We start from the raw sequence: 18,416 nt of genomic DNA, 5'->3' as shown, positions 1-18,416 counted from the left end.
CGGTATAACCAGAATATATCAGAGGATGAAGTCAGTAGAGCTTGGGTGATGTTTGAGACAGGTAGGAGTGTAGATAAGGCATAGATATTCAAAGCAAATGTGAGAGCATTTTTCCTAGATTTATTCACAACAGAAAATGTTTCCAGGAGAAATAGAAGAAGCAGTAAGGAGAGGGGATGTAAAAAGTGCATCACAAAAGAATATACGAAAGGCACATAAAGAGAATGATGGATTTTATCTGTTCATTTGTTGCTATTGTTGTGCTATCACCAATTTTATTGATAATCGCCCTATTGGTCAGAATTAAACTTGGATCGCCTGTTTTATTCGAACAAAAAAGAACAGGACTCCATGAAAAAGAATTTAAGATCCTTAAATTCAGATCTATGACTGATGAAACAGATGAGAATGGGAACCTCCTTCCTGATGAGATGAGGATGACGAGTTTTGGGAGGACTTTACGGTCTACCAGTTTAGATGAACTTCCCTCTTTACTGAATATTTTGAGGGGGGATATGAGCATAATCGGTCCCAGGGCATTGCCAGTTCGATATATACCATATTATACAGAGGAAGAACATCACAGGCATGATGTTCGCCCTGGACTTTCAGGATTGGCCCAGGTAAGTGGAAGGAATTATGTATCCTGGGAAGATAAGTTCAAAATGGATCTTCAGTACATATCCAATATTACATTTATGGGAGATATTAAGCTGATTCTGAGAACCATTGCTGTTGTTTTTAAACATGACAATATAGATACTGGGAGCTTTATTGAAAAAGACGGTGTGATTTATAGACCATTGGATGTCGAGAGAGATGGACGAGGAAAAAAAGCATGAGAACAAATGTAATGATTTTCGGTGGAGGCGGATATTCGGCTGTTGAAACTTATTTTTCATTAAAACACAACCTGCGTTTCTATCCGATTATGGCGGGAAGCTATGATAATCATGCAAGGTATATTAGCAACGATGCTATCATAGACCTACCTTTCACATATGAAGAGAACTTTATAGAAAAACTAAACGAATGCATTGATCAGAATAATATTAAGTTTATAATACCGAGTCATGATTCTGGTGCATTATCACTTATGGAAAATCAAAATAAGATTCATGCCATTGTAGTATGCTCTTGTTTGGAAACTACAAGGATATGCCGGTATAAATCTCTGACTTATAAGGTGCTAGCTGGCTTGGATTTTATTCCAAAAACTTACACTTATGAGGATGCAGTTTTCCCTCTATTTGCGAAAGACGACGAGGGGCAGGGGGGCAGGAATGCTTATAAGATAAATAACAGAGATGAGTTGGAGAAATTAAAGGAAAGTTCCATTAGTTATGTCCTCTGTGAATACCTTCCAGGCAGAGAATTGACGATAGATTGCTTTACCGACCGTCACGGAAAAATACGATTTGTGCAGCCAAGGTACAGAGAAAGACTTATGAACGGAATTACAGCCCGGACTTCAAATGTGGATCTGACGAATGAAATGAGGCATATCGTTGAGTCAATATCTGAAAGAGTTAAATTTAGGGGATTTTGGTTCATACAATGCAAAGAAGATGTGGATGGAAAGCTTAAATTGATGGAGATTTCCACAAGATTTGCTGGTACTTTTGGACTAAGTCGGAATCTTGATGTAAATCTCCCGCTTTTAGCTTTATGCGATTTTTCTGACATGGAGATAGATATTTGCCCTAACAAATGCAAGATATCGCTGGATAAGAGCTATATCGACAGGTATAAAATAGAATATGAATATAAAAGAGTCTACTTGGATTTCGATGATACACTGGTATTTGGCAGAGAGAAATACAATACTGAAGCAATGCGGTTTGTATACCAGTGCCTAAATAAAGGTATCCAAATCATGCTTATTACGAAACATGCCTATGACATTCATGAAACGATGAAAAAAATAAAATTTTCAGAGGACGTATTTGATAGAATCATAGAGGTTCCAGTAGAAAAAGATAAGTGCGATTATATGGATAATAGTGTTCCTTCTATATTTGTAGATAATGCCTACGCGGAACGTAAGAAGGTAAAAGAGAAGCTGGGTATACCAACGTTTGATGTGTCAAATATTGGATGTCTGATAGACTGGGCGGATGATTAGAGTGTATCAGTTGGCTTTTCATTGCTAAGCTGCGTAATTTGTGAAGACATAGACAGTTAATGTTGTAAAAGCGTTAAGTAAAATGTGATAAGAAATGGCAGTAGGGAGTAAAGAAGATATGAGAGAAATCGGGAGTGAGTTCTGGAAACCTTTAAAACAGCATGTACGGGATAGTGAGTCATTTTATTTATCCGGTCGGACAGCTCTTGATGTGATAATTAGGGATGCTATTAAATCTTACGGAATCACATCAGTGCTTATGCCGTCCTACTGCTGCCACACAATGATAGAACCTATCCTTATTAATGGAATAAAGCTTCGGTTTTACGATGTGTATGTAAAAGACGGAATTCTAAAAGCGGATGTTCCAGAACCGATAAAACATGAGATGCTCTACATCATGAAATATTTCGGTGATACAGACATTAAGTATGAGGGATCAGGGAAGAGTTTATCCGGATGGGCGACAACAGTAGAGGATTTGACGCATAGTTGTTTTACAGTTAATTATTCAACCCGGGCAGATTATTGGTTTACAAGTTATCGTAAGTGGTTTGCTGTGGCTGGAATAGCTGTAGCGGGGAAGAGATATGGAATGCTGGAGGAAACAACCAGAGGTCAGAATAAGAATTATACAGAAATGAGGAATAGGGCGTATGACTTGAAACAGCGCTTTGTGGATGGTGATCCTATGGAAAAACAGGCGTTCTTAAGTATATTCAGGAAAGCAGAAGAAGTGCTTGCTAAAGATTATCGAGACTATGGTGTTGATTACGAAGATATACATAGCCTATTCCAGTTCCTGGATCAGATAGATGAAGTGAGATCCCACAAAAGGGAGAACGCCAAGATCCTGATAGATGGATTGAAAGGTCTCAAAGGAGTTAGTGTATTTACAGATTTTCAAGATGCTAATAAGTGTCCTTTGTTTGTTCCTGTAATTATAGAGGATGATAGGCGAGAGGCACTAAGAAAGCACTTGATAAATAAAGATATATACTGTCCGGTTCATTGGCCGATATCAGAATACCATGTAGGTATTTCTGATAAGGCTAAGGAGATTTACAGAAAAGAAATGTCTCTTGTTTGCGATCAGAGGTATGGAGTTAACGAGATGGAACGGATTGTGGAAGAGATAAAAGAATTTTATAGAAGTGCGAATAAATAAGGTATTACTGTAATTTGTTTCAATAAATAGATAAGGAAGGATAGAAAATGAAACGTGTGTTGGTGACCGGGGCGGCAAAAATAGGTAGAGCCGGTGTGGCCACAATTGTATATAAATGGGGGCAAGAATTTAATTCTGAAAAAATAGTCTATGATTATTTAATGCAAAGTGGTTTGCCAGATCAACAATATGTTGATGCAATTAAAAAAAAAGGCAGTAAGATTTATACGCTTGACAGAGAACATAGAAGCATGTTTGGAATTGTTAGATGGGTTGAGGAGATAGTTAGAGAAAATAGTTATGAAGTCATTCATATAAACACGGATACTGCCTATATAGCAGCTGCTTATATCTATGCAGCTAAAAAAGGTGGGATAAAACATATTTTTGTTCATTCTCATTGCACTCAGGTGGATGATAATAATATAGTTTCTCGAATTATAAAAACTTCTTTGCATAAATTCTGTATGCATTATGTATGCAATAATTCAGAAACATATCTTGCCTGTTCAAAATTGGCTGGAAATTGGATGTTCGGAAAAAAGAATGTTGATAGCAGTAAATATCAGACCATATACAATGGGGTTAAAGTAGAGCCATATTTGTATAGTGAGAAAGATCGAAAAGATTATCGTGAAAAGATGAGATTGGAAGGAAAGTATGTTATCGGAAATGTTGGTAGATTTTCATATCAAAAGAATCATGAGTTTTTAGTTAAAGTATTTGCGCAGATATCCAAAGCAGATCATGATGCCGTTCTTGTAATCGTCGGTACAGGAGAATTAGAAAATGAAGTGAGAGAACAGGTAAAAGCGTTGAATATCTCAGACAAAGTATTATTTCTGGGAACAAGAAATGATGTTCCAGCTTTATTGAGTATGTTTGATGTACTTGTTATGACTTCAAGATTTGAGGGCTTACCGGTAACTATGGTTGAGGCACAGATGGCGGATCTACCATGTGTTGTGTCGGGAAATATAACAAGAGAGGCACAGTTTATTGAAAGTGTGGATTATATAGATGGGTTTGAAGTTAACCAGTGGATTTCGACTATAAAAAAATATAAAAACTATCACAGAGTATGTAGATCTGAAGAAAAACAGAAAAGTCAATTTAATATCAAAACAGCTGCGCGAGAGTTAGAACGAATTTTAGCACGGGAAAAGTAATATTGAGAGGATGCATATTATGGTACTTTACGAAAAAATAAAAAATCAAGAAGAATCCCTTTCTTTAGTAGGGCTTGGCTATGTAGGAATGCCCATAGCTGTGGAGTTTGCAAAGCGGGGAGTGAAGGTTATTGGCTTTGATTTAAATGAAGCCAAAATAGAAACGTATAAATCTGGAATAGATCCAACCAATGAGGTTGGAGATGATGTAATAAAGAATACGACTATAGAGTTTACAGCGAATGAGGAGGATTTAAAGAGGGCTAAATTTCACATCGTAGCTGTACCAACTCCAGTTAATTCTGATCATACCCCGGATCTTACTCCGATAGAGGGGGCAAGTAAGATTCTGGGCCGAAATCTGATTAAGGGATCTATTGTTGTCTTTGAATCAACAGTTTATCCAGGAGTAACAGAGGAAATCTGTGCGCCTATTTTGGAGCATGAATCTGGTCTAAAGTGTGGAGTGGATTTTAAGATAGGATACTCCCCGGAGCGCATTAATCCTGGTGATAAGATACATAGACTCTCAACAATCAAAAAAATCGTTTCAGGCATGGATAAAGATACGCTTGATACGGTCGCTAAGGTTTATCAGATTGTTGTAGATGCCGGAGTATATAGGGCAGAGAGCATTAAGGTCGCCGAGGCTGCGAAGGTAATTGAGAATAGTCAGAGGGATATTAATATTGCCTTTATGAACGAATTATCAATCATTTTTAATAAGATGGGGATAGATACGAAGTCTGTTTTGGAGGCTGCAGGAACAAAGTGGAACTTCCTCAAGTTTTATCCAGGACTTGTAGGAGGTCACTGTATTGGTGTCGATCCGTATTACTTAACCTATAAAGCGGAAGAATTAGGATATCACAGTCAGATTATTTTGTCAGGACGTCGAATTAATGATGATATGGGCAAGTATGTGGCTGAGAATGTGGTGAAGAATTTAATTGCAGCAGATAAATCTGTGAAATACGCTAAAGTCGCAATACTTGGATTTACATTTAAAGAAAATTGCCCGGATACTAGGAATACGAAAATTATCGACATTGTAAAGGAGCTTAATGAGTATGGAATTTATCCGATGATAACTGATCCTACTGCTGATGCAGTGGAAGCAAAAAGACTTTATAATGTTGATTTTGTGACTATGGATTCGATTATAGATATGGATGCTGTGGTATTGGCAGTGGCGCATACAGAATTTGCAAGTTTATCTATAAGTCAAATTGACCATTTTTTTGGAGAAGGCAAGAAGGTATTGCTTGATCTGAAAGGTATGCTGGATCGCAAAGAATTTGAATCTGCTGGATATAGCTACTGGAGGTTGTAATTATGGGATACGAAAAAGTGAAGTTTCCAGAAGGAAGTACTTTTCTTGTAACAGGAGGGGCAGGTTTTATTGGCTCGAATCTGTGTGAGGCGATATTAAATAAAGGTTATAAAGTACGTTGCCTGGACGATCTCTCTACGGGCAAGCAGGAGAATGTAGATTTATTCCTTGATAATACAAACTATACTTTTATAAAAGGCGATATAAAGGATTTGGGTACTTGTATAAAAGCTTGCGTAAATGTGGATTATGTGCTTCACCAAGCAGCCTGGGGCAGCGTACCGAGATCGATTGAGATGCCTCTCTTTTATTGTGCTAATAACATCACGGGCACTCTGAATATGATGGAAGCAGCAAGGCAAAACGGTGTAAAAAAATTTGTCTATGCTTCTAGCAGCAGCGTCTATGGCGATGAGCCAAACCTCCCGAAAAAGGAAGGAATAGAGGGAAACCTTATATCTCCTTATGCCGTCACCAAGCGAGCTGATGAGGAATGGGCGAGGCAATACACAAAACACTACGGCTTGGACACCTATGGCATGAGATATTTTAATGTATTTGGTCGACGTCAGGATCCAAATGGTGCTTATGCCGCGGTTATCCCCAAGTTCATCAAACAGCTCATGAATGGTGAACAGCCAACGATTAATGGTGATGGTAAACAGAGTCGGGATTTTACATATATAGAGAATGTTATTGAAGCGAACCTTAAAGCCTGTCTTGCCAGTTCTGAAGCCGCAGGACAGGCGTATAACATCGCCTATGGAGGTAGGGAATACCTAGTTGATATTTACTATGGTTTAACAGAGGCACTTGGAGTGAATATAGAGCCGAAACATGGACCAGACCGCGTTGGCGATATCAAGCATAGCAATGCGGACATCAGTAAGGCAAAAGAGATGCTGGGATATGATCCTGACTGGAGTTTCGAGCGGGGGATCAAGGTTGCTATTGAATGGTACAAAGAAAATTTGTAAGTTTGGAGTGATATTAAATGGCCAAGATCTGTTTTTTGATATATGATTTTACAAAAATGGGGGGTGCTGAACGTGCTTCTGCAAAATTAATGAATGAACTTGTGAAGTCACATACAGTATCTATGATAAGCATATTCAATAAATATGATGATTTTGGATATGCTTTAGATAGTCGCATAAACACTAGTCGTATTATAAACAGTGAGGCAAGCATTTCAAAAACTATAGCAACAACTACCAACTTTGTTAGAAAGCATATAAAAAAAGAAAAGTGTGAATATCTTCTTTCTATAGACGTTGCAACAGCTCCGATTGGTGTATTGGGGACGTTTATGACAAAAGCAAAGCTTATAATGTGTGACAGATCCAGTGTATATAACGAAGATATGTACTCGAAGATAAATCTTAGATTGTATGGTTGGCTTGGTATCCACGCTTGCGACATTTATCAAGTTATGACAGAAGCAGGAAAAAAAGGGTGTCTTGAAAGATACCATGTTAGCAGTAATAAGGTTAAAGTTATCCCTAATTGGATAGATGAAATGGCTATAAAGGACTGCTCATACTCGCATGAAAATAGAAAAATAATTACAGTAGGAAGGGCGACTCCTGAGAAAAACTATGAGGGATTGATTGATATCGCTGAGATTATAAAACCGTATGCGAAAGGCTGGGAGTGGCATATTTGGGGTAATTTTGAAAATGAATATGGACAAAAGCTACTTGATGAAATCAAAAGACGTAAACTGGATAATTTCCTAATTCATAGAGGTATAACAAAAAATATATATGACGAATATGGAAAATATTGCATGTATGTAATGACATCCAAGTTTGAGGGGATGCCAAATGTTATTTTAGAAGCACGGGGAAGCAAATTGCCAGTTATAGCTTATAATTGTAAAACTGGACCATCAGAATTAATAGTAGACGGGGAAAATGGTTTTTTAATTCCAATGAACAATACAGAAATGATGGCAGAAAAAATAAAGTTGCTTATTGATAATAAAAAAATAGCCCAAAGGATGTCTGAAAAATGGAATTTGGAGATTGAAAGATACTATAAGTCTAATGTTATAAAGAAATGGGAGCGATTATTTGAATGATCCGCATTCAATATATTTGTAGATTATATAATTTGTGAATAGCGATAGAATGTGGCGAATATATAAAAATGTGTATGAAAAAGATTATTATATTACAAGATCATAATGGTTATACAACTACATCATTGAAAAATAGTGGTATTAATAAATCAGTAGATGCCAACAAAATAAAAGGTTATCTTGAAAAAATGGGTTATCAGGTATGCATAGTTTCCGTACATACTATTGATAATGAGAAAATGAGTTCAGGCGACTATATATATTATCCATCAAGTGAAGATCAAGGGCTGTTTTATAAAGGGTATATTGGAGACACTCTGATGGCTTTATCCTCTAAAGGCTTGATTCTATTGCCGGACTATAAATATTTTCAAGCGCATCATAATAAGGTTCTTATGGAATTGCTGAGAGAAGGATTATCCTCTGAATCTTTAAAGACAATTAAATCTAGAAGCATATATGATATTAGAGATTTGAGAAATAATGTTAATAACATTGAGAAAATAATAGGATATCCCATTGTGCTAAAGACAGCTTCTGGTTCTGGGGCTTCTGGAGTTTCCCTTGCTAGAAATCGAGGCGAGTTATTCGCTAAAGCAAAAAAAATGGGGCGTATTTTTTATCATAATGCTACTGTTCCGATTTGGAAAACTGCCTCCCTTTCCAAAATTAAAAATCAGGTTTTAAAAATTATAGGAAAACCACATATGGACAGAACCTATCCCAGGGAAAAAGTGGTTCTTCAGTCTTTTATCCCCAATTTACAGTATGATTATAAAGTATTAGTATATGGAGAAAAATATTATGTTTTAAAGCGTTTGATAAGAGATAACGACTTTCGGGCGAGTGGAAGCGGAAAACTTGTATTTCCCACAAAGTTCGATGAAGAAATTAAAAATGTATTAGATATGGCAAGAACTTTGTTTCTGGAATTAGATGTTCCAATGCTTTCGGTAGATATAGCATATGATGGAAAGAAATGCCATATGATCGAATTTCAATGTGTTTCTTTTGGACCGTATACGATACAATTTTCGAATGCATATTATAGATTTGATAATGCGAGATGGGACAAGGTATTCGAGGAGTCAGAGCTGGAAAAAGAAATTAGCACTGCATTAGATTATTTTATAAGGAGACATGGGAATGAGTGATGTGTTTGTATATAGGGATATGGGTATAGAATATCCTGATACAATATGCGCAGGGTCTCCCAGTACACTTTATCCAGAATATTCGTACTATGAAATATCAACGGGTCAAAATGATATATATGATAGTATAAGAAAAACTTTTCATATGATGGGACTTGATAAAGAACATTATGGGTCAAATAAATGGAATCCGTTGGGAAAATATGTATATCCCAACGATGTTGTCTTGGTAAAGCCCAACATGGTTATTCATCAAAATACGATAAAAGAAAATGGAGAAAAATCCCTGTATACAAACGTAGCGATTGTTCGCGCTGTGACTGATTATATTTTAAAGGCACTCGGAGGTTCAGGGCAGGTTATTATTGCAGATGCACCTGTGCAGTCATCAGATTGGGATATTTTTTGTTCGACTTCTGGTTACAAGGAAATGATGGAGTTTTATGAAAGAAATAATGAAAGGGTTTCTCTGGTTGACTTGCGTCATTATCAAGCAAGATATCAGGGGAAGATTGTGATCAGAGAAGAGAAAAAAATGCCATATAAAAGTGTCGTTGTTAATTTGGGAAGAGATAGTGCGTTTGCTTCTTTATCTGACATTCAAAACAAGGGACTGAGAATAACAGATTATGATAATCGTATCATGGAGAGTCACCATACAGGTGGAAAACATGAATACGCGATTTCTTCAATTGCCTTAGAGGCTGATGTGATTATAAATTTACCTAAAATAAAAACACATCGGTTGGCTGGTATGACCGGGGCAATGAAAAATATAGTTGGAGTTAATACGGATAAAGATTATCTACCACATTATCGAAAAGGAACAAGTAGTGACATAGGCGATCAGCATAAGCAAGTATATTTTTCTGATAAAATAAAGGATAGTCTAATCGATTTAATGAATCGATATGTTGAAGATAAGAAATATAATTTTGCTCGTTTTGTAAAAGCCATTGTAGTGATTATATCAAGGGCACAGCATATCAAAGAAAAAAACAGGGTGGAAGTTGGAAATTGGTCAGGTAACGATACTATTTGGAGAACAGTGAAGGATTTAAATCAGATTATAAGCCGCTCGGATAAAAATGGAATTATGAAAACATTAGTGCAGCGAAGAATGCTTTGTATTGGAGATATGGTCTATGGAGGATCTGGAGAAGGACCTTTGTCACCTAAACAGGTAAAATCAGGCTGTTTGATTGTGAGTGATGATCCTTTAAAATTTGATGCAGTATGCGCTAGCTTGATGGGATTTGATTATAAAAGGATACCAACTATAAAAAATTTGTGGGGGGGGGGGCAGAGATAACTATTTCTTCAAATGATACTTGTATCAATGGAAAAGAACTTGGTGACATTAGAAAAAATATGCAAGGTCGATATAAACCAGCAAATGGTTGGGAGCTATTGGAAAACATGGATTAGTTACGCAGAGGAAGGTATAAACATGAGGGAAACAGTATATGTATGTATACCAGCATATAATGCAGAAAAATATATAAAAAAGTGTATTAAATCGGTATTGAAACAGGATTATCAATTATATAAAGTAGTAGTTGTAGATGACGGATCAGTGGATAATACGGGCGCTATATGTGATGATTTTGCTAAAAATGATAATAGAGTTGTCGTCCTCCACAAGAAAAATGGGGGATTATGGTCTGCCAGGCAAAAAGCAATTGAATATGTTAAAAGAATAGAGGAAGATGATGACAATTCATATTTAATGTTTTTGGACGCAGATGATACTTTAAAAGAAAATGCGTTATCGACAGTAGTAAAATATATGAAAAATGACGGAACTGATATGCTGATTTTCGGATTCGATTGGGTAAAGGAAGATGGAAGAATAGTAAAAACTTTTTCTCATAATAAAAAAGATATGGGGATATTGGCAGACAAAAGGGAACTTTACAAAATTGTATATTATGATCAGTCATATAATTCGCTTTGTCGAAAAGCAATGAGATTAAAGTTGTTTAGAAATGAAACAGAATACGACTATCATCCTATGTACGGAGAAGATTTGCTGAGAAGTATAGATCTTTATAGGAACTGCACAGCTGTTAGTTTTATAAAAGATATACTATATAATTATATGATTGTTTCTAGTTCAATTACACATAGTATTAAAATCGATTCACAAGTAAGGGATTTTTGCTATATTAAGTCCTTTGTTTATTCAGCGCTTAAGGATGAGTCATCAATGAAACAGGAGGATATGCATGACTTTTATTGTAAATCATATATAGATATAAAAGAGATTGTAAACAACATTGCAGTGTCGGCCAAAACAAAGGATGAAAAGATACATTTATTTCAAATATTAAGGAATGATACATTCACAAAGGCAATATTAACAGAAGTTAGTTATAGAGATTTTGCAGGCCGATTATTTAATGATGAAAGATATTCAGCATTAATTACTGTTGGAAAACTATCCTATTATTTATCTAGAATAAAAAACAAGGCTACGAATATTATAAAAAATACTAGTTCACCGACTATTCATAATGTGTTGAATTATTGAAGTTTAAGTGGGGAGGATAAAATAAATTGATTGTTGCAGGATATCTTGTTATTTGCAGCATATTGGGTTTTTTTGTACCAGTTAAAATCAGAAGATTATATATATTAATTCTTTCGTTTATGTTGCCGTTGCTGTATTTTGGTTTTAGCGTTCCGAATGATTCTTATGACCTAAGTAGATATTATGTCATGATAGAACATATGCAAGGTATGCAGTTACATGATTTATTCAATACAGAAAGTACTTGGAGCTCATACATAAGCGGCACAGAGTATGTTTCTTTTTTGTACCTATGGGTAATAGCAAATGTAGGAAATGGAATAAAAGAACTACTTCCGTATGTATCTGGGGTGATAGTTTATATTTCGCTCTTTTTTCTTGCATATAGAGCGGCTAAAAAGTACCCACTATCAACACAAAAATTTGCCATAGTTATTTTATACATTATTTTTGTGTTTAATTATGGAGAAATTTCTGGTGTACGTAATGCTATTGCATTTGCGATTGCTGCATTAGTATTATATGAAGACTTAGTAGAGCATAAAAATAAATGGCTAAGCATTACGTTACTTGTTTTACTTTCTATGGTACATTCTTCTGTGTTTATTATCCTTTTTTTGAGAATAATATTGCTGTTTCGGAGAATGATTTCATTCAAATTAGTTGCGGTAGCTTGTTTGCTTCTACAACCAGGATTAAGATTAATACAAATGATTTTGAGCCGCTTTTCTGGCTTTTCTTTTATAGTTACACTGCTAAATAAAATAAAGGGTTATTCAATAAGGACGGAGTACAATCTGCGGTTGGTATTTGGCGGTGTTATTATCGCAATTTTAGTACTTATTGTAGCCACATATGTAGTGAAATGCGAAAAGGCTATTTTTAAAAGCTATTATGAACTGACAGTATGCTTGGAGGCTATTGCTCTTGGTGGAATAGGGATTGATGTCCTGTTTTCGAGATTAACGAATCTTTTATTTTTTATTTCGATTCCCTATATGGTTTATATTGCACATACAATGATAAAGAATAGGCTGTTGCTCATATCTATAAAGAACAATAGATATAAATTATTGGGAAGTTTTTCTGTGATTGGGTTATATGTTGTCAGTGCTTTTTTTATTGCGTTCAATACTTATTATTTGTATATGAGGATATTTAATTATTTTTTTGTATGAGATCTTCACATAAAAGGAGCAAAACAAAATGGGTGAGCTTAGATTTAGACGAGCAAAGTTGAATATAATTATCCCTTTTGCTTGTCAAATAGCAACCATTGTGTGTGGTTTTCTTTTGCCTAGACTTTTGATAAGGCATTATGGATCCGAACCATATGGGGCAACAGCTTCCATTACTCAATTTCTTTCATATATTGCATTATTAGAGGGTGGAATAGGGGGCGTTGCAAGAGCTGCTTTATATAAACCATTGGCAGAAAACAACATAGTACAAATAAGTGCGATATTTCATGAAATAAAAAGATTCTTTAACGTAATCGGCTTTATTTTTCTTGCCTATGTTATTTTTTTGGCATTTAATTTTAATAAAATAGCAGACATAAATTGCTTTGATGAAACCACCACGATATTGTTGGTTTTTTCTATAAGTATTTCATTGTTTGGCCAATATTTCATTGGAATTTCAAATGCAGTATTGATTGAGGCTTCACAAAGACAGTATATATCTAATCTTATTAATGTGAGCACAATGATATTCAATACTATTATGACAATTATATTGGTCTCGCTAAATTGTAGTCTGATTGCGGTGAAGCTAGCAAGCAGTCTGGTTTATTTTGTACGACCTATATTGTTGTCGCTTTATGTTAGACATCATTTTACACTGACAAAAGCAAGGGGGGGCGATAGTGAGGCTTTGAAACAAAAGTGGGATGGATTAGGCCAACACATTGCTTATTTTCTTCATTCCAATACAGATGTGGCGATTATTACAATTTTTAGTAATCTGACACTGGTTGCTGTATATTCCGTTTATAACATGGTTATAAGTGCTGTTCAAAGTTTAACGATTTCTTTTGTTGCAGGCATGGAAGCCTTGTTTGGAGACATGTTAGCGAGAAGAGAATTAAATTTATTACATAAAATGTTTGATTATTATGAAATGCTTATATCATTTACCTCTCTGACCATGTATGGTACTTTAGTTGCCATGATTGTACCATTTGTAAGAGTATATACTTTTAACATAAATGACGCAGATTATATTGCGCCTATATTTTCGTTTATACTGAGTATTTCATCGTTGCTCTATTGCTTAAGAACACCTTATCATGCAATGGTGATAGCAGCTGGCAAGTTCAAAGAAACCAGGATAGCCGCATATGGAGAGGCAGCCATTAATGTAATTCTCTCTATTATACTGGTTAAACAGTTTGGATTGATAGGTATTGCGATAGGAACAGCTGTTGCAGTATTTTTTAGATTGGTTTACTATGTATTCTACTTATCTAGGCAAGTATTCTATAGAAAAGTAGGATGCTTCATTAAAAGAAGTTTAGTAAATACAATCGGTTTTGTAGCCATTTTTATCTTGGCATCCTATGGATTATCTATGTTTACAATAGACACATATGTTCACTGCTTTGCAGCCGCTGTGTTTATTTCGATAATTGCATTTATTGTTGCCTTTATAATTAATTATATGTTTTACAAAAGTGTTTGTGTAGAGTTTATAAATACAGTTTTAAGAAAATATAGAAAGTGAATCTTGTCGGAAGCAGTATTTTTTATGAATACCGTATACATTGTGTATATATTGTAAAAAACAAAATAATAATTCCAATTTTCCAGGGTATGAAAATCGGGGGTGCGGACAAAAGAGAAAGCCTCCTTCATTCACCTCCCATCCCCCGAATCACCCTCTCAATCGTCTCCTCATCCCGCTCCAGCTCATCCGCGATCTGCGATATGGACTTTCCCTTTTGAAGTTTGGTGCGGATGAGGCTTTTTATCTCATCCTCGCGTCCCTCCTTGTGTCCTGCATTGCGCCCTTCTGCGATTCCTTCTTTCCGCGCCTCAGAGGCGATGGCCTTCCGCATCAGCGCCAGTTCACGTTCTTCATCATACTCAAATATACTCACTGCGATCACCTCCGATTGGTTCTTAGAGAGGAAATCCGAAAGGATCCCTTCCCGGATGCATTCTGTGACGGCCCGGTGGACCGCCGCCTGCACCGCCATGGTTTTTGCATGGAGCCGCACCCGTTCCACAAAGAGCATATACTCTTTCAACGTCTGGCAGGTATCCATAAGCTCCTTATTCTTCCCGGGCGCGATCTTTAGGATCTTTACCAGCTGGGGCGCATAAAGGGATTGGTCCCGGGTAAGGGTCTGGTACTCCTTTGCTGCATAGAACAGGTTACGGAGCGGCATGTTGGGATTCCAGGTGGACTGGTGCTCGTAGAGATTCAGCTGGAAATCTACCAGGAAGGCCACATCGTTTTTCATGTTCATGTACACAGCGTTTTCCAGAGTCACTACGGTCAGCTCCTCCGAAGAAGCGTAAGACGTCCCTTTTACTGCGTTGTAAAGGCTTAGGAGCCGGTCCCTGTCCTGGAACAGCAGCCGGAACAGAGTGTCCTTGTAGTCTCGCCGGGCCATGGGGAACTGTGCCGGAGCCTGGGCATGATCGTTCATAGGCTTCATATGTCCTCCTTCCGCAGGAGAACCGGAGATCTCCTGCTTTTCAAATTTTAATAAGGGAAAAGCATAGATCTTCTGAAATGAATAAGAATCTCCAGACGACCGGATTGGCCGGGAAAGTAAGAAATATATGCTTTGTGCCAGTGTAGCATATCTGGAACAGCAGTGCAAGGGTGTATGAGATAAAATCGCCGATTCCCCAATTCTGGCTTCGGCCTTCGCAAGCTTCTTTCGCAATCATCACATTTCCTCTTCCCTACGATAGATTTCCCACTTCCCATGTGCTATACTAAACTATATCAATACGATATTTAGGAAACAAATCCTTCAACCAAACAATTCAACCAAACCACCACGGTATCACACCCCCATCATTGCACCACCACAGTGATACCACACCAAACCAACCGGGAGGGATACACAATGAAGCTGGCAGAGGCGCTGCAGGAGCGGGCGGATTTAAACAGGAATATTGAGCAGCTGAGGAAGAGGCTGAACAGCAATGTGCTGGTACAGGAAGGCGAAAGAACCGCAGAGGAGCCGGAACGGCTGAAGCGGGAGCTGGATGCGTCGGTGGAGCGGCTGGCGTATCTGATCTCCAGGATCAACCTGACCAATTCCCAGACAAAGGTGGATGGCCGGACCTTAACGGAGCTGATCGCAAGAAAGGATGCGCTGATCCTGAAGATCGGCGTATATAAGGACATTGTCTATACAGGAAGCCAGACGTCTTACAGGGCAAGAAATACGGAGATAAAGATCAAGGCGGCCATCTCTGTAACGGACTGGCAGGATGAGATCGACAAAATGGCCAAAGAGCTGAGACTGCTGGACAATAAGCTCCAGGAGAATAACTGGAGCACAGAGCTGATCGAATAAGGCTGGGTCTGGTAGCAGGAACAGGGCGAATGTCGCGCGGCGGCTGCGCAAGCCGTACATGGCACATGTAAGGGCGCATGTCTGGGGTTCGACTCCCTATCTGGATCGTTATGCCCCGATCGCGTACATGTGCATCGTAATTGAGTATGGTTATTACCGGACATTGACTGGGCCTGCGAGGGCGGGAACGGGGAAAATTTCATAGAGCGCATAAAATTCCTCCATTTACAGATACTATTTTCCAGAAACGGATAGTTAAAGCAAATGGAGGAATTTACGTTATGAAAGCTACTGGAATCGTAAGGAGAATCGACGACCTGGGCAGGGTGGTGATCCCCAAGGAGATCCGCCGCACGCTCCGGCTCCGGGAGGGCACGCCTCTGGAGATCTTCACAGACCGGGAAGGGGAGATCATTCTCAAAAAGTACTCGCCGATGATGGAGCTCAATGCTTTTGCCGGACAGTACGCGGACGCCATGGCCCAGGCCACGGGGCTCATGGTCTGCATCACAGACCGGGACCAGGTGATCGCAGCCGCCGGAGGCGCGAAGAAGGAGCTGCTGCAGAAGCCCATCAGCAGACAGCTGGAGCATGTGATCCAGGAGCGGGTCACCGTCCAGGCCGGGAAGGACGACCGGAATTATGTGGAGGTCTCCGCAGAGGATATGGAAGGCGTCACTGCCCAGGTGGTGACGCCGATCATTTGTGAGGGCGATGCCATCGGAGCGGTGGTCATCATGAGCCGGGAGCCCCGGGCAAAGTTTTCTGAGGGCGAGCTGCGTCTGGCAGCCACTGCCGCCGGATTCCTGGGAAGGCAGATGGAAAGCTGACGGCCTGGTCCCCAGGGCTGGGAAATCACCCATGACAAACCATATGGTTTCTGTTATACTGATATCAGGATGCCGGGACAGAAGGTCTTTGCTCCCGGCGGCATTTCAATGGAGCCGGAGGATATCATGTATACATTTGATGATTTAAAGCAGATCCTGGAGAAGCTCCGGGATAAGGAGAACGGCTGTCCCTGGGACAGCGTCCAGACCCATGAGTCCATGAAAAAGTATCTGGTGGAGGAGTGCGGAGAGGTCTTGGAAGCCATCGACAACCAGGATACGGAAAATTTGTGCGAGGAGCTGGGAGACGTGCTGTACCAGATCATGATCCACTGTGAGATCGAAAAGGAGCAGGGAAATTTTACCATTGACGACGTGGTCAATGGGATCTGTGAAAAGATGGTGCACCGTCACCCCAGGCTTTTCGGCGGGGAGATGGAGAAGGACCTGACCTGGGAGGAGATCAAAAGGAGAGAAAAAGAGGCCCGGGCGGCCCGGAAGAACCGGTAAAAGCCCAGCCTGGCCGGGCATTCCCGCATTTTTCCAATCTCTTCTTGTGTTTTCGCCCCATGAAGGCTATAATAAACATACAGGTCCCGGTAAAGCCGGGATCGTATGAACGAATATGGGGAGGAGATTCCAATGAAGATTTATGATTCTGTAAAAAAAGAGGAAGTGGAGATCGCTGATTATAAGGATCTCATTAAGATCATGAAGGACGGCAGACAGGTGGATCTGTACCTGAAAGAGAAGAAGAGCGACGATATGGGGTATCTGACCTGGGACGTAGAGCACTGGTCCAGCGTCAGCGACACCCGCTTTATCCGCTGCTACTCCTTAGAGGGCCGCGTTCTGGGCGATTCCACAGGCCACAATATCTATGATCTGGAGAACGATTTTAAGCCGGAAGAGGCAGAAAAGATCGAGCTCAGCTAAGACTGTGTTTTCCCAGGGCGGCGGCGTAAAAACCGCCGCCCTTTTTTTCGCCGGGACAGGCAGTTTTCCTGGAGGCTCCAGACCCCGGAAAACCGTGATTTTACCTCGTTCTTTTGCGGAAAAACCTTGACAAAGAAAGCAGAAACATATATAAATGTAAGAGTACAAAAAACGGTGGTCCGGCTATGCCGGGCCGCTGTTATAAATTCAAGGACTTCGCCGGAGACGCTCTGGTGATCGTGAGCTAATTTTTAGGAGGAAATTTCAATGAACAAGACAGAATTAATCGCAGCAGTGGCAGAAAAGGCAGAGCTTTCCAAAAAGGATGCAGAAAAGGCAATGAAGGCCTTTACAGACGTTGTAGCAGAAGAATTAGTGAAGGGTGAGAAGATCCAGTTAGTTGGCTTTGGTACCTTTGAGGTATCTGAGAGACCGGAGAGAGAAGGAAGAAATCCGAAAACTGGCGAGGCTATGACCATCGCAGCTTCCAGAACTCCCAAGTTCAAAGCCGGCAAGGCATTAAAGGATCAGGTAAACGCTTAATC

Annotated in this window: 18 protein-coding genes; 17 read left to right on the top strand and 1 reads right to left on the bottom strand. The window is 38.9% G+C overall.

Features of this window, described 5'->3' with window-relative positions; translation table 11 throughout:
- Positions 1–224 precede the first annotated feature (224 nt).
- The 12 genes from ACI6NM_RS08280 (at position 225) to ACI6NM_RS08225 (ending at position 14,289) form a co-directional block, all read left to right on the top strand.
- Positions 225–842 (top strand): sugar transferase, encoded by a 618-nt coding sequence (locus ACI6NM_RS08280; protein ID WP_438500841.1) that lies wholly within the window; start codon positions 225–227, stop codon positions 840–842.
- A complete protein-coding gene (locus tag ACI6NM_RS08275) occupies positions 839–2,125 on the top strand; it encodes an ATP-grasp domain-containing protein (RefSeq protein WP_438500840.1) in 1,287 nt (428 codons plus the stop codon). The genes ACI6NM_RS08280 and ACI6NM_RS08275 overlap by 4 nt, the downstream gene beginning before the upstream one ends.
- 118 nt (positions 2,126–2,243) lie before the next feature.
- On the top strand, positions 2,244–3,293 hold the full coding sequence (locus ACI6NM_RS08270; RefSeq protein WP_438500839.1) for a DegT/DnrJ/EryC1/StrS family aminotransferase: 1,050 nt from the start codon (positions 2,244–2,246) through the stop codon (positions 3,291–3,293).
- A gap of 47 nt (positions 3,294–3,340) precedes the next feature.
- Positions 3,341–4,462 (top strand): glycosyltransferase, encoded by a 1,122-nt coding sequence (locus ACI6NM_RS08265; RefSeq protein WP_438500838.1) that lies wholly within the window; start codon positions 3,341–3,343, stop codon positions 4,460–4,462.
- A 19-nt stretch (positions 4,463–4,481) separates the two neighbouring features.
- Entirely contained in the window at positions 4,482–5,795 is a 1,314-nt protein-coding gene (locus tag ACI6NM_RS08260; protein ID WP_438500837.1) for a nucleotide sugar dehydrogenase, read from the top strand.
- Positions 5,796–5,797: 2 nt separating this feature from the next.
- Positions 5,798–6,772 (top strand): NAD-dependent epimerase/dehydratase family protein, encoded by a 975-nt coding sequence (locus tag ACI6NM_RS08255; protein WP_438500836.1) that lies wholly within the window; start codon positions 5,798–5,800, stop codon positions 6,770–6,772.
- Positions 6,773–6,789: 17 nt separating this feature from the next.
- On the top strand, positions 6,790–7,878 hold the full coding sequence (locus ACI6NM_RS08250; RefSeq protein WP_438500835.1) for a glycosyltransferase: 1,089 nt from the start codon (positions 6,790–6,792) through the stop codon (positions 7,876–7,878).
- A 74-nt stretch (positions 7,879–7,952) separates the two neighbouring features.
- Positions 7,953–9,032 (top strand): hypothetical protein, encoded by a 1,080-nt coding sequence (locus ACI6NM_RS08245; protein WP_438500834.1) that lies wholly within the window; start codon positions 7,953–7,955, stop codon positions 9,030–9,032.
- On the top strand, positions 9,025–10,344 hold the full coding sequence (locus ACI6NM_RS08240) for a DUF362 domain-containing protein (protein ID WP_438500833.1): 1,320 nt from the start codon (positions 9,025–9,027) through the stop codon (positions 10,342–10,344). Before ACI6NM_RS08245 ends, ACI6NM_RS08240 begins: the two co-directional genes overlap by 8 nt.
- 42 nt (positions 10,345–10,386) lie before the next feature.
- Positions 10,387–11,565, top strand: a complete 1,179-nt coding sequence (locus ACI6NM_RS08235; protein WP_438500832.1) for a glycosyltransferase — start codon at positions 10,387–10,389, stop codon at positions 11,563–11,565.
- Positions 11,566–11,591: 26 nt separating this feature from the next.
- Positions 11,592–12,743 (top strand): EpsG family protein, encoded by a 1,152-nt coding sequence (locus tag ACI6NM_RS08230; RefSeq protein WP_438500831.1) that lies wholly within the window; start codon positions 11,592–11,594, stop codon positions 12,741–12,743.
- Positions 12,744–12,771: 28 nt separating this feature from the next.
- Complete coding sequence (locus ACI6NM_RS08225) at positions 12,772–14,289, top strand: lipopolysaccharide biosynthesis protein (RefSeq protein WP_337424992.1); 1,518 nt, start codon at positions 12,772–12,774, stop codon at positions 14,287–14,289.
- Between the two features lie 127 nt (positions 14,290–14,416).
- Here ACI6NM_RS08225 and ACI6NM_RS08220 read toward each other — a convergent pair whose 3' ends face one another.
- Complete coding sequence (locus tag ACI6NM_RS08220; RefSeq protein ID WP_337424993.1) at positions 14,417–15,229, bottom strand: hypothetical protein; 813 nt, start codon at positions 15,227–15,229, stop codon at positions 14,417–14,419.
- A 420-nt stretch (positions 15,230–15,649) separates the two neighbouring features.
- Here ACI6NM_RS08220 and ACI6NM_RS08215 point away from each other — a divergent pair, with 420 nt between their 5' ends.
- The 5 genes from ACI6NM_RS08215 to ACI6NM_RS08195 all read left to right on the top strand — a co-directional run bounded on the left by ACI6NM_RS08215 (position 15,650) and on the right by ACI6NM_RS08195 (position 18,414).
- Positions 15,650–16,105, top strand: coding sequence for a DIP1984 family protein (locus tag ACI6NM_RS08215; protein ID WP_158360200.1), 456 nt, complete (start codon positions 15,650–15,652; stop codon positions 16,103–16,105).
- Between the two features lie 281 nt (positions 16,106–16,386).
- The gene (gene spoVT / locus ACI6NM_RS08210) at positions 16,387–16,935 is read left to right on the top strand and encodes a stage V sporulation protein T (protein ID WP_337424994.1); all 549 of its coding nucleotides are present in this window, start codon (positions 16,387–16,389) and stop codon (positions 16,933–16,935) included.
- 126 nt (positions 16,936–17,061) lie between these two features.
- Positions 17,062–17,445 (top strand): MazG nucleotide pyrophosphohydrolase domain-containing protein, encoded by a 384-nt coding sequence (locus ACI6NM_RS08205; protein WP_337424995.1) that lies wholly within the window; start codon positions 17,062–17,064, stop codon positions 17,443–17,445.
- A 132-nt stretch (positions 17,446–17,577) separates the two neighbouring features.
- The gene (locus ACI6NM_RS08200; RefSeq protein WP_022273526.1) at positions 17,578–17,871 is read left to right on the top strand and encodes a hypothetical protein; all 294 of its coding nucleotides are present in this window, start codon (positions 17,578–17,580) and stop codon (positions 17,869–17,871) included.
- Positions 17,872–18,138: 267 nt separating this feature from the next.
- Positions 18,139–18,414 carry an HU family DNA-binding protein gene (locus ACI6NM_RS08195; protein WP_022273525.1) on the top strand — a complete coding sequence of 92 codons (276 nt, stop codon included), beginning with the start codon at positions 18,139–18,141 and terminating at the stop codon, positions 18,412–18,414.
- Positions 18,415–18,416 lie beyond the last annotated feature (2 nt).

The organism is Pilosibacter sp. YYHA0881, from assembly GCF_051602715.1.
Classification (GTDB): domain Bacteria; phylum Bacillota; class Clostridia; order Lachnospirales; family Lachnospiraceae; genus Alitiscatomonas; species Alitiscatomonas aceti.
Note: the sequence above shows the minus strand (reverse complement) of the source record. Positions and strands in the feature narration are given on the sequence as shown.

Excerpts from the sequence above, each read along its gene's own strand:
- ACI6NM_RS08280 (WP_438500841.1), top strand. The coding sequence starts at position 225 with ATGATGGATTTTATCTGTTCATTTGTTGCTATTGTTGTGCTATCACCA.
- ACI6NM_RS08275 (WP_438500840.1), top strand. The coding sequence starts at position 839 with ATGAGAACAAATGTAATGATTTTCGGTGGAGGCGGATATTCGGCTGTT.
- ACI6NM_RS08270 (WP_438500839.1), top strand. The coding sequence starts at position 2,244 with ATGAGAGAAATCGGGAGTGAGTTCTGGAAACCTTTAAAACAGCATGTA.
- ACI6NM_RS08265 (WP_438500838.1), top strand. The coding sequence starts at position 3,341 with ATGAAACGTGTGTTGGTGACCGGGGCGGCAAAAATAGGTAGAGCCGGT.
- ACI6NM_RS08260 (WP_438500837.1), top strand. The coding sequence starts at position 4,482 with ATGGTACTTTACGAAAAAATAAAAAATCAAGAAGAATCCCTTTCTTTA.
- ACI6NM_RS08255 (WP_438500836.1), top strand. The coding sequence starts at position 5,798 with ATGGGATACGAAAAAGTGAAGTTTCCAGAAGGAAGTACTTTTCTTGTA.
- ACI6NM_RS08250 (WP_438500835.1), top strand. The coding sequence starts at position 6,790 with ATGGCCAAGATCTGTTTTTTGATATATGATTTTACAAAAATGGGGGGT.
- ACI6NM_RS08245 (WP_438500834.1), top strand. The coding sequence starts at position 7,953 with ATGAAAAAGATTATTATATTACAAGATCATAATGGTTATACAACTACA.
- ACI6NM_RS08240 (WP_438500833.1), top strand. The coding sequence starts at position 9,025 with ATGAGTGATGTGTTTGTATATAGGGATATGGGTATAGAATATCCTGAT.
- ACI6NM_RS08225 (WP_337424992.1), top strand. The coding sequence starts at position 12,772 with ATGGGTGAGCTTAGATTTAGACGAGCAAAGTTGAATATAATTATCCCT.
- ACI6NM_RS08220 (WP_337424993.1), bottom strand. The coding sequence starts at position 15,229 with ATGAAGCCTATGAACGATCATGCCCAGGCTCCGGCACAGTTCCCCATG.
- ACI6NM_RS08215 (WP_158360200.1), top strand. The coding sequence starts at position 15,650 with ATGAAGCTGGCAGAGGCGCTGCAGGAGCGGGCGGATTTAAACAGGAAT.
- spoVT (WP_337424994.1), top strand. The coding sequence starts at position 16,387 with ATGAAAGCTACTGGAATCGTAAGGAGAATCGACGACCTGGGCAGGGTG.
- ACI6NM_RS08205 (WP_337424995.1), top strand. The coding sequence starts at position 17,062 with ATGTATACATTTGATGATTTAAAGCAGATCCTGGAGAAGCTCCGGGAT.
- ACI6NM_RS08200 (WP_022273526.1), top strand. The coding sequence starts at position 17,578 with ATGAAGATTTATGATTCTGTAAAAAAAGAGGAAGTGGAGATCGCTGAT.
- ACI6NM_RS08195 (WP_022273525.1), top strand. The coding sequence starts at position 18,139 with ATGAACAAGACAGAATTAATCGCAGCAGTGGCAGAAAAGGCAGAGCTT.